Origin of the sequence: Bradyrhizobium sp. CCBAU 11386, from assembly GCF_028128955.1 — a bacterium.
In the GTDB taxonomy this organism is placed as follows: Bacteria; Pseudomonadota; Alphaproteobacteria; order Rhizobiales; family Xanthobacteraceae; genus Bradyrhizobium.
Window position 1 is genome coordinate 1 of record NZ_LBKA01000230.1, and the last position, 13962, is coordinate 13962.

Annotated in this window: 11 protein-coding genes; 4 read left to right on the plus strand and 7 right to left on the minus strand. The window is 65.9% G+C overall.

The features are described from left to right. Positions 1 to 111 precede the first annotated feature (111 nt). Complete coding sequence (locus XI09_RS22050) at positions 112 to 999, minus strand: TauD/TfdA dioxygenase family protein (RefSeq protein ID WP_271568723.1); 888 nt, start codon at positions 997 to 999, stop codon at positions 112 to 114. 118 nt (positions 1000 to 1117) lie between these two features. Continuing rightward, a complete protein-coding gene (locus tag XI09_RS22055) occupies positions 1118 to 1897 on the minus strand; it encodes an SDR family NAD(P)-dependent oxidoreductase (RefSeq protein ID WP_271568724.1) in 780 nt (259 codons plus the stop codon). A 98-nt stretch (positions 1898 to 1995) separates the two neighbouring features. Between XI09_RS22055 and XI09_RS22060 the strand changes: the two genes are divergently transcribed. After that, a complete protein-coding gene (locus XI09_RS22060; protein WP_271568725.1) occupies positions 1996 to 2733 on the plus strand; it encodes an SDR family NAD(P)-dependent oxidoreductase in 738 nt (245 codons plus the stop codon). Positions 2734 to 2875: 142 nt separating this feature from the next. Beyond that, on the plus strand, positions 2876 to 3250 hold the full coding sequence (locus tag XI09_RS22065; protein ID WP_271568726.1) for a CsbD family protein: 375 nt from the start codon (positions 2876 to 2878) through the stop codon (positions 3248 to 3250). Between the two features lie 175 nt (positions 3251 to 3425). On the opposite strand, the gene XI09_RS22070 is transcribed toward XI09_RS22065, so the two are convergent. Together XI09_RS22070 and XI09_RS22075 are read right to left on the minus strand one after the other, a co-directional pair. Further along, the gene (locus XI09_RS22070) at positions 3426 to 5135 is read right to left on the minus strand and encodes an SGNH/GDSL hydrolase family protein (protein ID WP_271568727.1); all 1710 of its coding nucleotides are present in this window, start codon (positions 5133 to 5135) and stop codon (positions 3426 to 3428) included. 170 nt (positions 5136 to 5305) lie between these two features. Further along, positions 5306 to 6700, minus strand: a complete 1395-nt coding sequence (locus XI09_RS22075; RefSeq protein WP_442869613.1) for a lytic murein transglycosylase — start codon at positions 6698 to 6700, stop codon at positions 5306 to 5308. Between the two features lie 206 nt (positions 6701 to 6906). On the opposite strand from XI09_RS22075, the gene XI09_RS22080 reads away from it, so the two are divergent. Further along, positions 6907 to 7782, plus strand: coding sequence for a UTP--glucose-1-phosphate uridylyltransferase (locus XI09_RS22080; RefSeq protein ID WP_271568729.1), 876 nt, complete (start codon positions 6907 to 6909; stop codon positions 7780 to 7782). Positions 7783 to 7959: 177 nt separating this feature from the next. On the opposite strand, the gene XI09_RS22085 is transcribed toward XI09_RS22080, so the two are convergent. Further along, positions 7960 to 9456 (minus strand): sensor domain-containing diguanylate cyclase, encoded by a 1497-nt coding sequence (locus XI09_RS22085; RefSeq protein WP_271568730.1) that lies wholly within the window; start codon positions 9454 to 9456, stop codon positions 7960 to 7962. Positions 9457 to 9609: 153 nt separating this feature from the next. Between XI09_RS22085 and XI09_RS22090 the strand changes: the two genes are divergently transcribed. Then, positions 9610 to 9879, plus strand: a complete 270-nt coding sequence (locus XI09_RS22090) for a DUF7662 domain-containing protein (RefSeq protein WP_271568731.1) — start codon at positions 9610 to 9612, stop codon at positions 9877 to 9879. Positions 9880 to 9927: 48 nt separating this feature from the next. On the opposite strand, the gene XI09_RS22095 is transcribed toward XI09_RS22090, so the two are convergent. Further along, positions 9928 to 12804 carry an EAL domain-containing protein gene (locus tag XI09_RS22095; protein ID WP_177234399.1) on the minus strand — a complete coding sequence of 959 codons (2877 nt, stop codon included), beginning with the start codon at positions 12802 to 12804 and terminating at the stop codon, positions 9928 to 9930. 139 nt (positions 12805 to 12943) lie between these two features. After that, positions 12944 to 13942, minus strand: a complete 999-nt coding sequence (locus XI09_RS22100) for an NAD(P)H-quinone oxidoreductase (RefSeq protein WP_271568732.1) — start codon at positions 13940 to 13942, stop codon at positions 12944 to 12946. Positions 13943 to 13962 lie beyond the last annotated feature (20 nt).

The window sequence follows — 13962 nt, forward strand, 5'->3', positions numbered from 1 at the left end:
CGCCTTGACTGCCGAGCACGATGCCGCACACTTACAGCCGATCGGCCCCCTTGACAGACAAGACGGTAGATCTGCGCTGCGCTTGTCCGGGACGACGGCGGAATGTTCGGCCTACTCCGCCGCCTGCTGCTGCACCGTCGGCTCCGTCCCCGCCACCGTTGCGCGGCGCATGTCGCGGGGCTGGGACTGGTCGTAGCGGCGGACGCGGTGCATGGTTTGGCGGTTGTCCCACATCACGAGGTCATGCAGCTTCCATTTGTGGACGTACACGAATTCCGGCTGCGTCGCGTGCTCGTTGAGGTCACGCAACAGCAGCCGTCCCTCCGGCACGCTCATGCCGACGATCTTGCCGGCATGTGACGAGAGATACAGCGACTTGCGGCGGTGGACGGGATGGGTGCGCACCAGGCGTTGCAGCACCGGCTTGAACATCTGCTTCTCTTCGTCGGTGTACTCGGTGAAGCCGAGCGAGCCGCGCGAATACATCAGCGAGTGCTCGCAGACGAGGTCCTCGATCTCCGCCTTGGTCTCATCGTCGAGCGCGTCATAGGCCGCGCGCATGTCGGCGAATTCGGTGTTGCCGCCCTTCGGGTTCACGACGCGCGCCGACAGCAGCGAGAATTTGGCCGCGATCGGACGGAACGAGCTGTCGGAATGCCAGAGGCAATTGCCGAGGTTGAACAGGTGCGTACGGCTGTCCTTGGCCAGCGGCTTGCCGTCCTTGCCGAGATTGGAGACGTCGTTCAGGCCGGATTGCAGCCGGTAGTCCTTCTCCTTGGTGACCGTGCCGCCACGCGCGTCCTCGCGCTGGCCGAAATTCAGCGCGAAAGCCATCTGCTGCTCGTCGGTGATGTCCTGGTCGTGGAAAACGAGCACCGCGTATTTGTCCATGGCGGCCTCGACCTCGCGGGCCTCATCCGGCGTGAGCGGCTTTCGCAAATCGAGGCCGGAAACCTCGCCCACAAAATGTGTCTGAAGCTGCCGGATGGCGATCGTCATGACGTTCTCTCCCGCGGACCGCGAGCGGTTGCTCCCGCTCTGTTGGCAAAAAAGCTACTCCCGCAACCGCAGATGTCAACGCTTGCCGCGCATGGCAGCCCGTAGCCCGGGATGGCTCTTACGCGTTGCGGGCCATCAGGCCGCCGTCGACAGGGATCACCGCGCCAGTCAGGAACGACGCGGCCGGCAGGCACAGGCTCAGCGTCATATGCGCGACCTCTTCAGGGTCGCCGTAGCGGCCAAGCGCAGTGCGGCGCCTGGCGTAGATGGTCTTGTGCTCCTCCGAGATGCGGTCGGTGATGGCGGTGCGGATCGGGCCCGGGCAGATGCAGTTGACGGTAATGCCTTCGCGGCCGAGCTCGACCGCGAGCGAGCGGGTCAGGCTTGCCACGCCGCCCTTCGCCGCCGAATAGGGGCTGTGCAATGCTGTGGCGCCGAGCGCCTCAGTCGAGGCGATGTTGACGATGCGCGGGCTGTTCGACTTGCGCAGATATGGCAGCGCGGCGCGGATGATGCGCGGATGCGCCGTCAGCATCACCGCGATGCCCTTGGCCCAGGCATCTTCGTATGTCTCGTCATCGATCGCGACGCGCACGGAGATGCCGGCATTGTTGACGATGATGTCGAGCCCGCCGAAATGCGCTGCAACGTCATTGACCACGCGGTTGATCTCGCCGCCATCGGCGACGTCGAGCGTCCAGGCCTTCGCCGACCCGCCGCTCGCTGCGATCTCCTTCGCGACGGCGATCGCGCCTTGCTCGTCGTAATCGGTCACCGCGACATTCGCGCCCTCGGCGGCGAACACGCGCGCCGTCGCGCGCCCCATGCCGCTGGCCGCGCCGGTGACGAGAGCGGTCAGGCCCTTCACGGACCGGCTGAGCTGCTTGAACTCGGGCATGCTGTTTCCTCGCGTCCTGTTGTTTCTTGTTATGAGATTGACAAGGCTGGCATCGATCCGCAGACAGGTCAAACAAGCAAGACAAAAGGGAGGTCGCGATGGCGAACGAGCTCGATTTCACAGGCAAGCAGGTGCTGGTCGTCGGCGGCTCCAGCGGCATCGGTAACGGCATCGCACAGGCCTTCCGCGCCAGGGGCGCGCATGTCGCGGTCTGCGGTACGCGTGCTCAGCCTGCGGAATATTCGGCGGAGGATGGCTCCGATCTCGCCGGTCTTGCTTACGCGCAGCTCGACGTCAGCGATGCCGGCGCGATCGAAGCCTTCAAGCCGTCCTTCGATCGGCTCGACATCCTGGTGCTGGCCCAGGGCGCGGTGATCTATCGCCGTGGCGAGTTCGAGATGAGCGGTTTCCGCAAGGTCGTCGAGGTCAATTTGATGAGCCTGATGGCCTGTGCGACGCGGTTTCATTCCATGTTGCGGGATGCGAAGGGCGCGCTGATCATGGTGTCGTCGACCGCGGCCTATCATTCCACCATGGGCAACCCCGCCTACAACGCGTCGAAGACCGGCGCGGTCGGATTGACGCGCACGCTCGGCGAGGCCTGGGCCGAGGACGGCATTCGCGTCAACGGCATCGCGCCCGGCCTCGTCGACACCAAGATGACGAAGGTCACGACCGACAATCCCAAGCGGCTCGAAGATGCGCTGGCGCGCATTCCACTGCGGCGATTGGGCACGCCGGCTGACATGGCGGGCGCGGCGCTGTTCCTGGCCTCGCCGCTGTCGTCCTACATCATCGGCCAGACGCTGGTCGTCGATGGCGGGCTGATCTTGTAGCCCGGATGAGCAAAGCGACATCCGGGACTTTGCTAGCACCGCTCCCGGGTATCGCTGCGCTCACCCGGGCTACACTTTCCTAATCCGTTGGAACTGCGCTGCGCCTGATCGGTTACTCCGGCTGACCCCCGAGGAGGACCACATGGACAAGGATCGAATTGTCGGATCGGCCAAGGAATTCGCTGGCCGCGCGGAAGGCGCAGTCGGAGATCTGACGGGCGATGCGCAGACGGAAGCATCGGGCAAGGCGCGCGAGGCCGCCGGCACCGTGCAGAATCTCTACGGTCAGGCCAAGGACGCCGTGCGTGACGCCGGCGAGGTTGCGGCCGGCTACGCCAAGGATGCCTACGACAACAGCGGCGACACGTTTCGCGATGGCTCGCAGGCGATTGCGCGCAAGGTGCAGGACTATCCGCTTGGCTCGCTGCTCGTCGCTGGCTGCATAGGCTTCGCGCTCGCGCTGTTGATGTCACGGCCCGCTCGCCGCCCGCCGCCGCGCTGGCGCTATTACGGCTAGAAACCGCGCCGTCATCCGGGGCGCGCGAAGCGCGAGCTATGGTGCGCAATTGCGCACCTGAGAATCCATGGTGCCACCATCAATGTCGATGAATAGATTCTCAGGTGCGCAATTGCGCACCATTGTTCGCGCCAAGAGGCGCGCCCCGGAATGACACCTTAATTTAGAGCAAGGATTACCGGACTTCCGCCGCTCGCCCGACATTGCCCGGCGGACGCGGGATCGCGGGGTTTTGAGCTGGATTGCGCGGCCCTGGCGCCGGCGCCAGCTGACGCGGCGCTGGCTGCGGCGAGCCGAAGCCGAAGAAATCACGGAACGACGGCGTCGCCTGGGCCGGCTGCTGCACCACCGGCGGCTTCTTCGGTGCGAGTTTCGGCGGCGCGATCGCGGCGGCCGCACCCGGCGTGCCGGGAGCAGTAGCGCTGCCGTCAGGCGTCGTCGCTGCCATCGGCGTATCGCCCTTGGCCTGCTCGCGGCCGACTTCGCGGCGCGGCCAGGCATAATCGTCGGCGCGGCCTGCGGGGGCCGCCAGCGGCTCGCCCTTCACCATCGTCTTCGCAGCGAGCGCATCGACGGCGGCAGGGCGCGAGCCCGGACCGCCCAGCAATTGGTCGGTCGAGATCGAGGCGGCAACCAGCGGCACGATCGGACCGGCGAGCGGCCGTGGTGCGGGCTTGCCGGGCTCGACGCTGGTGTCGGGCGTTGCCGGCTCGCTCGGCAGCGCGATCGGGCCGGAGCGGCCGGCGAGCAGGCGCGTGATCTCGCGCTCGACATAGTGAGCCAGCTTGCGCGCGCCGGGCTTGGTGAAGAAGACGCCGTCATAGGTGCGGAGCTGACGGATCTGGCCCTCGAAGTCCGGGCCCTTCTGGAGGAAGCGGCCGGCTTCGTCGACAAAGCCGTCCCAGACATCGACATAGGTGATGCCGGCCTTGGCCGCGCCCTCGCGATAGAGCGAATCCAGGAACAGCATGTCCGCCGTGCCCTTCGGGCCGCGGATCGCGGGCAGGCCGACCCAGAGCACCGGCACGCCCTTGGCTTTCAGGACGTTGGCCAGCTCCTCGATCTTCTTGCCGTAGAGCTCGACCCAGCGGTCGTCGCGGAATTCGTAGAGGCCGTTCGGGTTGCGCGCGGTCTTCTCGGGAGCCGTGATCTGCGGCGCGTCGGCGTTGTCGGCGTCATCCTGCGGCAGGTCGGTATCCGCCGGCTTGTCGTCCGGCTTGACGGCGGTGTCGGGGCTGTTGGGTTTTGTATCGCCCGGCTTGCCCTGCGGCTTGGCGCGCGCACCCTTGTCGTTCTTCTCGTTCTTCTTGTCTTTGTCTGCCGGCTTGTCTGCGACGGGCTCGCGGATGGCGATGCGGTCGTTGAGGCCGAGCATGACGACGATGATTTCGGGCTTCTCGGTCTCGAGGATGCCCTTGGCGGCAGCCGCCCAGTCCGAAGGTTCGCCCTTCGGCTGGTACTTGATCAGGCCGGACGTGGTCTTGTGCTTGCGGATCACGCCCATGTCGGGCTGCTCGCTGTAGGCGTCTTCCAGGCCGTAGGCGAGCCAGTCGGCCATGGCATCGCCGATCACCAGCACGTTCTTGTCGGGAATGGTGTCGCGCTTGCTAGGTGCCGGCGCGCGCGAGAAATCCTGGCGCGGCGCCTGCGGCTGTTGCTGCTGGAACGGCGCGAAGAAGTCGCCGCCGAACCAGCCGCCGCCACCTCCGCCGCTACGCGGTTGCGGCGGCGGCGCCGAGCGCTGCGGCGGGCCGCCGAAGCCGGGGAAGTTGAAGAACTGCGCCGAGGCGGGTCCTGCGACCGACACCAGAATCGCAAGCGCCGTCCCCAGCGCGATCAACGGGCCGGTCTCGGTCAGCGCCTTGAACAGGGACTTCTTCGACATGCGATCTCGGGCACGCGCAACGGGGTCTGGAAGTGGCTCGATATAATAACGGAATCAGGCGCCAAACGGGCAGATTCCGTTGCAGATTCTTTGGCCATACACCGGGGAACAGCCGCTCCCGTCAAGGCCGGCAGGCAAAATCCCCGTTCAGGGTTACTTTCGGCGCGATTCTACCGCCCGCGCAGCCGTTCCAGCACGTCGGAAGAGGCAAAACCGTCGGCGGGGACCCCGATCGAGGCCTGGAAGTTGCGCAGCGCCTCCCGGGTCTGGCCGCCGAACTGGCCGTCCGGGGTGCCCTTGTAGAAGCCGCGCTGGGCCAGCAGCTGCTGGAGTTCCAGCCGCTCGGTGCGCGCCAGCTCCCGTTCCTGCCGCGGCCAGGGCTGCACGAAGGGCTGACCGCCGCGCAGGCGGTCGGCGAAATGGCCGATCGCCAGCGCATAGGCCTCGGCCGGGTTGTACTTCATGATGACCCGGTAGTTCTGGAGCATCAGGAAGCCCGGACCTTGCGCGCCCGCCGGCGCCAGCAGATAGGCTTTCTCCGCCGGATGCGGGAAGGGCTGGCTGGCCGGGCGCTTGAGGCCGAGCTTTTCCCATTGCGCGATCGTCATCGCCTTGGCGCGGTCGGCCAACATGTAGTTGAATCCCTGGGGCACCACGACCTCAAAGCCCCAGGTCTGGCCGGCCTGCCAGCCGTCCTTCTTCAGGTTGTTGGCGGTGGACGCGATCAGGTCGGTGGGATTGTCGACGACGTCGCGCCGTCCGTCGCCATCGCCGTCCACGGCAAAGCGCTTGAACGCGGTCGGCATGAACTGGGTCGGGCCGAAGGCGCCGGCCCAGGAGCCGCGCATCTGCTCAGGGCGCAGATCGCCGCGGTTGAGGATCTCCAGCGCGGAGAGGAATTCGTCCTTGAAATAGGCCTGGCGGCGGCCGATGCAGGCGAGCGTCGCAGTGGATTGCAGCACGCTGCGATCGCCCATCTGCGTCGAGTAATTGGACTCGATGCCCCAGATCGAGGCAATGATGTATCGATCGACGCCAGTGGCCTTTTCGGTGGCATCGAACTGCGCCTTGTACTTGGCGAGCACCTCGCGGCCCTTGGCGAGCCGGTTGTCGTTCACGAGGATGTCGAGATAGTCCCAGATCGACTTGGTGAACTCCGGTTGCGAGTCCATCAGGTCCATGATGCGCAGGTCGGGCGCGAGCCCTGCGGTGAAGCGTTGAAAATTTTCCTGGGTGATGCCGCGCCGTGCGGCATCGGGCCACATCCCTGCAACGCAATTGTCGAAATTGCCGGCGGCCTCGCGGATCGCCGCCGCCGTCATCAGCGGATGGCCGGAGGCGCCGTCCTCGCCGCTCCAAGGTTGGGCTCCTGTTTGCGCGCCGCCGGGGCCTGGCGGGGCTTGCGCAGGCGCCGGATTCGAGCCCGAGAAAATGCCGCCGAACAGGTTCGACAGGCCGTTCTGCGCCTGGGCCTGCGCGCAAGCCGGCAGCAGCAAGGCAGCTGCAACCAACGCTCCGCTGGTCACGGATCCAGCACGTTTTGCCAGCCCTGCCACTGATTGCATCATGTCCCACCTGTCCGGCCAAAAATCCGCCATCAGGAGGCCCGGTTGCGGTTGCCAATAGCCTAACAAAGATGAAATTTTGGTGTCGGCCTTTTTCTTCTCAACTCTGTGAGGGCGAGGCCCCACATCCGCCTTTGTTAGCGGCTGCAAACAAGCTAGCAAGATCACATTGCTCCGTTCACGTCCTCAGGTATTCGATCGATCCCATGAAAATTCGCAAAGCCGTATTCCCCGTCGCCGGCCTCGGCACCCGCGTTCTGCCCGCCACCAAGGCGATGCCGAAGGAAATGCTGACCATCGTCGACAAGCCGCTGATCCAGTACGTCTATGACGAGGCGAGGGAAGCCGGCATCGAGCACTTCATCTTCGTCACCGGCCGCAACAAGAATGTCATCGAAGATCATTTCGACAAGATGTTCGAGCTCGACGCGACGCTGGCTGCGCGCAGCAAGAAGGCCGAGCAGGAGATCCTGGCGCAGAACCAGCCGGAAGCCGGCGCCGTCAGCTTCACCCGCCAGCAGGCGCCGCTCGGCCTCGGCCACGCGGTCTGGTGCGCGCGCGACATCGTCGGCAACGAGCCGTTCGCGGTCGTGCTGCCCGACGAGCTCGTGCTCAACACGCCCGGCTGCCTGAAGCAGATGATCGAGACTGCGTCCTTGCTGGGCGAGAAATCCAACCTGATCGCGGTCGAGGCGGTGCCCGACCATCTCACCCATCAATACGGCATCTGCGGCGTCGGCAAGCGCACCGGCAAGATGTTCGAGGTCGACGGCATGGTCGAGAAGCCGGCCAAGGGCACCGCGCCCTCCAACCTCTCCATCACCGGCCGCTACATCCTCCAGCCGGAGATCTTCAAGATCCTGGAGACCCAGGAGCGCGGCGCCGGCGGCGAGATCCAGCTCACCGACGCCATGATCGGCCTCGCCAGGTCGCAGAAATTCTACGGCGTCGAGTTCGAGGGCGAGCGCCATGATTGCGGCTCCAAGCCCGGCTTCCTCCGCGCCAACATCGCCTACGGCCTGAAGCGCCCGGAATTGCGCGACGGACTGATCGCGGAGATGAAGAAGTATCTGGGGCAGTAATTCTCGCTGTCGTCCCGGCGAACGCCGGGACCCATACCGCGTGATCTATTGATCGCGTTCGGCAGGCGTACCGAACCGCAAGTCTTCGCCAAACCACTCCCTGTGGTTATGGGTCCCGGCCTTCGCCGGGACGACACTGAGTATTTGGCGCGCTGCTCGCCGCAATGACGACCTAGATCACGCCACCAGCGACAGCTTCGGCAAGCTCGCGACCACGGACTGGTCGCGGCCGCCGGCTTTGGCGGCATAGAGCGCCTTGTCGGCGGCGGCGACCAGGATCGACCAGTCCATGCCGGCGGCGGGGACGAGGCTGGCGATGCCGCAGGAGACCGTCGACGTCGCCGCATCGTCGGACCAGCCCTGCACCTTGCAGCGGATCGCCTCGGCGATCCTGAAGGCGTCGGTGGCCGAGGTGTTCGGCAGCAGCACGGCGAATTCCTCGCCGCCATAGCGCGCGGCGCAGTCGCCGGCGCGGCTCACCGAATCGGAGATGCAGATGGCGATGCCGACCAGCACCTGGTCGCCGGCCTGGTGGCCGAACGTGTCGTTGTAGGCCTTGAAGTGATCGGCATCGATCATCAAGAGCGCGAGCGGCGTCTTCTGGCGCATCGCGCGCCGCCATTCAACGTCGATGACGGAATCGAACTTTCGGCGGTTCTTCAGGCCGGTGAGCGCGTCCGTCGTCGCCATCTCCTCGAGCTTGCGCTCGGCCTCGGCGCGCCGGCCGATCTCGCGTGCGAGCACGAGCGTCGATCCCAGCACGAACAGCGCAAGCGCCAGCACCACGGCGCCTATGCGATAAGCTTCCTTCTGCCACAATGCGAACACGGCGCTCAGGGGCTTGCCCGCCACCACGAACAGCGGATTGCTCCCGCCGCTGCGGACATAGAGCCGCGGGGTCGCGTCGACCGGTCCCTGTCCCGAGAATGCGCCGCCGACCTTCAGATTGTCGGCCTTCCAGGCCGGCCACTCGGCGAGGTTCTTGCCGATCACATCGAGATCGAACGGCCGCCGCATGATGATGGTGCGGTCGCGCCTGAGCACGGTGATGGTGTCTTCAGGGTCGAGGCTCAGACGCTCGAACAATTCGTGGAAATAGCTGAAGCGGATCGAGCCGGCGACGACGCCGAGGAAGCCGCCGTCGGTGTCGCTGATGCGTCGGCTGAGCACGATGGAATAGGCGCCGCGGAACAGCATCGGCCGGCTGATGAAGAGCCCGGCTCCGGGATTTTCGCGGTGAACCCTGAAGTAATCCTCCTCGCTCCTGACCTCCGGCAGGGGATCGAGCGTGGAAGCGTCGATGGTCAGCCTGCCGTCGGCATCGAACACCTGGATGGCGCCGAAATGCCGTGCCGTGGTCGCGTGGTCGAACAGGATGAGGTGGCGGATCGCCTTGGAGACCGTGGCAAGCTCGGGCAGCAGCATGTTGTTGGCGACCGCCTTCAGCGACAGGTCGTAGATCTCGATGTTGCGGCTAATGTCGGACTCGATGGTCGTCGCCAGGTTTTCCAGCGTCTGGCGGGCGAGCGCCTCCTCGCCGCGGCGCATGTCGAGCATGACGTTGACGCAAATGGCGGAAAAGCCGATCACCGTCACGACGGACGAGACGATCAGCAATTTCACAGAAATCCGCCACGGCCGGCGGGCCATGACTTCGCGCCATCCAGACAGCATCGTTTGCTCCCGGTCCTAGTGGATGCGCCCGAAAGCTTGAGTAGTGTTTAAGGTAGGACGGCACTGCCGCAATGAGTTAAGAAACGGTTTATGCGGCTCACGGTTTTGGGCAGGCCTGATCGGGCAAATCCGGCTTCGGACGAGAGGACGACGGTGAACGACTACGACGCGTTGCGCGACTATCTGCTGCGGCAGAAGCAGGACGAATTCGTGCTGAGCTTTGAACAGATCGAGGAGATCATCGGCGCGGCCCTGCCGCGCGCGGCGAACCGCGCCTCATGGTGGGACAGCCTGCGCAGCCCCGACATCCAGATGCCGCAGCGCGAGGCCTGCCTCGCGGCCGGGTTCGTGGCGACACGGATGCCGGACGGCGCGAGCGTCAGGTTCACGAAGAAGAAGAAGAAGAACGACCGGAGGCGCTAGCGGCGCGCGACGCTGTCCACCCTCCAGGGGAGGGTAAGCTAAGAGCGATCAGCTCGCCGCTTCCAGCCGCACTTCCGTCAGCAGGCGCATCGCCGCGTCCGCGTCCATCGGCTCGCCGAAGGCAAAGCCCTGCGCGTATTCGCAGCCCATCTGGTAGAGCTCGACCGCGTCGGAGTCGGTCTCGGCGCCTTCGGCGACCACGTCCATGCCGAGATCGTGCGCGAGCGCGATGATCGACTTCAGGATCACCGGACGGGTGCCGCGGTTGGTGGTGCGCACGAACGACTGGTCGATCTTGATGGTGTCGAACGGGAAGCGCTGAAGATAGGCCAGCGAGGAATGGCCGGTGCCGAAATCGTCGAGCGACAGCCCGGTGCCGAGCTCGCGGATCCGCGTCAGCATCTGCGCCGCGTGCTCCGGGTTCTCCATCACCAGCGATTCCGTCAATTCCAGCTTCAGCGTGCCGCGCGCCACCGAGGAGCGCGACAGCACCGTGCGGATGTCGTGGATCAGGTCATGGCGCAGCAATTGCCGCGAGGAGACGTTGACGGAGGCGAAGATCGGCTCGCGCGAGCGCATCGCGCGCTGCCACACCGAGAGCTGCTTTGCGGTCTGGTCGAGCACGAACATGCCGAGGTCGACGATCAGGCCGGTCTCTTCGGCGATGGTGATGAATTCCGACGGCGCCATGCGTCCGAGCTTGGGGTGGTCCCAGCGCGCCAGCGCCTCGAAGCCCGCGACGGAGCGGTCCTCCAGCCGCACGATCGGCTGGTAGAGGATGGTGAGCTCCTGCCGCTCGATGGCGCGGCGCAGCTCGCTCTCCAGCGTCAGGCGGTCGGTCTTTCGCGCGCGCATCGCCGGCTTGTAGACGTCGATGCGGTCGCCGCCGATGCGCTTGGAGTGATACATCGCCAGCTCGGCATCCTTGATGATCTCGTCCGTCAATTGCGTCTGAGGATCAGAAAGCGCGAGCCCGATCGAGGCGGTGAGAAAGATCTCGCGCTCGTTGAAGGCGATCGGCGCGCGGATGGTCTTGCGGATGGTCTCGGCGAAGGCGGTGATGCGGGCGGGATCCTGCTCCGAGAGCAGGATCAGGCCGAACTGGTCGCCGGCGAGCCGCGCCAGCGTGTCCTGCGGTTTCAGGATGCGGGTGAGGCGGCGGGCCAGCGTCAGCAGGATGGAATCGCCGACCGCGATGCCGACGGAATCGTTGACCTGCTTGAAGCGGTCGAGGTCGATCACCATCAGCGTCGGCCGCAGCGTCGGCATGGTCTTGGCGAAATGCGCGACCGCACCTAACCGGTCCATGAACAGCTTGCGGTTGGGCAGGCCGGTGAGGTTGTCATGCACGGAATCGTGCAGCAGGCGCTCCTCGGCGTTGCGCAGCTCGGTGACGTCGGTGAGCGTGCCGACCACGCGCGAGACCTCGCCGTCGGAGCCGACCACCGGCCGCGCCTTCAGCGCGAACCACATGAAGTGGCCGTCGGGCGTGCGTAGGCGAAAATCCTGCACCAGGCGGCCGCGGCGCTGGTCGAGCACGCTGTCGAGCGCGGCGCGGAAACGGTCCTGGTCGAGCGGATGCAGCACTTCCAGCCACGATGCCGCCGGGCCTTCCAGCGTGCCGCGCTTGAGGCCGAGCAGGGCTTCGGTCTCTGGGCTGGTGAAGACCTTGTCGGCGGAAACGTCCCAGTCCCAGATCAAATCGCCGGAACCGGCGAGCGCCAGTGCGCGCCGCTCGATGTCGGAGACGACGCCGGTGGTGGCGCCGCCGCCGGCGAAGGCGTGCTGCATCACCGTGAAGCCGATCAGCATCACGATCAGCACGAGGCCGCCGAGCAGCGCCGGGCCGACGATGTCGTTGGTGACGGAGCCGGCCACCGTCATGCCGGCCGCGACCACCCAGACCACGAGAAGGAACCAGGTCGGGATCAACAGCACCGCGCGGTCGAAGCCGTGGGTGGAGAGATAGACGATCAGCGCGAAGCCGGCGAAGGCGATCAGCACCAGCGAGATGCGCGCGATGCCGGAGGCCACCGCCGGGTCGAACAGCGCGAGTGCGACCAGCGAGCCGAGGAAGGCCAGCCAGCCCACCGTGATGTGCGAATAGCGCACATGCCATCGACTGAGGTTGAGATAGGCGAACAGAAACACCAGAAGCGTCGCCGCCAGGATAGCTTCACCCGCCGCGCGCCAGATGCGCTCGGCGTTGTTCGACATGTCGAGCACCTTGCCCCAGAAGCCGAAATCGACCCCGATATAGACCAGCACCGCCCAGGCCAGCGCCGCGGCCGCCGGGAACATGATGCTGCCCTTGACGACGAACAGGATGGTGAGGACGAGAGCCAGGAGCCCCGAAATGCCGATCACGATGCCCTGGTAGAGCGTGAACGAGTTGACCTTGTCCTTGTAGGCCTCCGGCTCCCACAGATAAAGCTGCGGCAGCTTGTCGGTGCGCAACTCGGCGACGAAGGTGATGACGGCGCCGGGGTCGAGCGTGACGCGGAAGACGTCGGCGGTCGGGCTTTCCTGCCGCTCCGGCCGGTCTCCGGTCGAGGGCGTGATGGTCGCGATGCGCGACAGCCCGAGGTCGGGCCACAGCAGTCCTGACGAGACGATGCGGTAATGCGGGGCGACGATCAGGCGGTCGAGCTGGTCGTCGGTGTTGTTGGCGAGCGCGAACACCACCCAGTTCTGGCCGCCCTCGCGGGCGCGCACCTCGATGCGGCGGACGATGCCGTCGGTGCCGGGCGCGGTCGAGACCTGGATGCGGTCGGCATCGCTGCGCTGATGCTCGAGCACGCCGGTGAGGTCGATCGCGGGCGCGTCACCGCGGACGCTGACGGCGTCGAGCGCGCGCGCCGGGAGCGCGGCGACAACAATCATGAGGCCCAGCGCGATGGGCGCGAGGCACCTGATCAGACGCAAGGTCAGTTCTCCGCGTTCGACGCAAACTTCGTGTGCAAGGCGATTTCAGACCGGACGGAATTGGTTCGGTGCGTCGCGATAGATGCCACGAAAGCAAGGAAAATCAAAGGGTTTCCGGCGTCCCCTGTGGGTCAGAGGCCTAGGCCTCCAACACAATTTTGCCAATATGTGCGCTCGTCTCCATGCGCCGGTGGGCATCGGCCGCCTTTTCCAGCGGGAAAGCGCTGTCCATCACCGGTTTGACCCGGCCTTCGCGCAGAAGCGGCATCACTTTCGCCTCGATCGCGGCCACCATCGCCGCCTTGTCCGCATTACTACGGGGGCGCAGCGTCGAGCCGGTATGGGTCAGGCGCTTGACCATGACCTTGGCGATGTTGACGCTGACCTTGGGGCCGTTGAGGGTCGCGATCTGGACGATGCGGCCGTCGACCGCGGCGGCGTCGTAGTTGCGGTCTACATACTCGCCGGCGACCATGTCGAGGATCAGGTTGACGCCGGCATTGCCGGTCTCCGCCTTCACCACGGCGACGAAGTCTTCGGTCTTGTAATTGATGGCGCGGTCGGCCCCGAGCTTGTGGCAGGCATCGACCTTGTCCTGCGAACCGACGGTGACGAACACCTTCGCGCCGAACGCCTTCGCAAGCTGGATCGCCATGGTGCCGATGCCGGAGGAGCCGCCATGGATCAGCAGCGTCTCGCCGGCCTTGAGGCCGCCGCGCTCGAACACGTTGTGCCAGACCGTCATCAGGGTTTCCGGCAATGCGCCGGCTTCCTTGATCGACAGCGCCGGCGGCACGCTCATCGCCTGGGCGTCCTGGGCGATGCAGTACTGCGCATAGCCCCCGCCGGCGACCAGCGACATCACCTTGTCACCGATCTTGTGCCGCTTGGCATTGCTGCCGACGGCGACCACTTCACCCGCGATCTCGAGGCCCGGCAGGTCGCTGGCGCCGGGCGGCGGCGGATAGGCGCCGGAGCGCTGCGCCACGTCGGGCCGGTTGACGCCGGCGGCCTGCACCTTGACCAGGATCTCGTCGGGACCGGGCTGCGGCAGGGCCCGTTGTTCAGGCACCAGCACCTCCGGTCCGCCGGGCTTGGAGATGGCGACCACGGTCATTTGCGCGGGCAGCTTGTCCATGATGTATCCTTGAGCAAAGG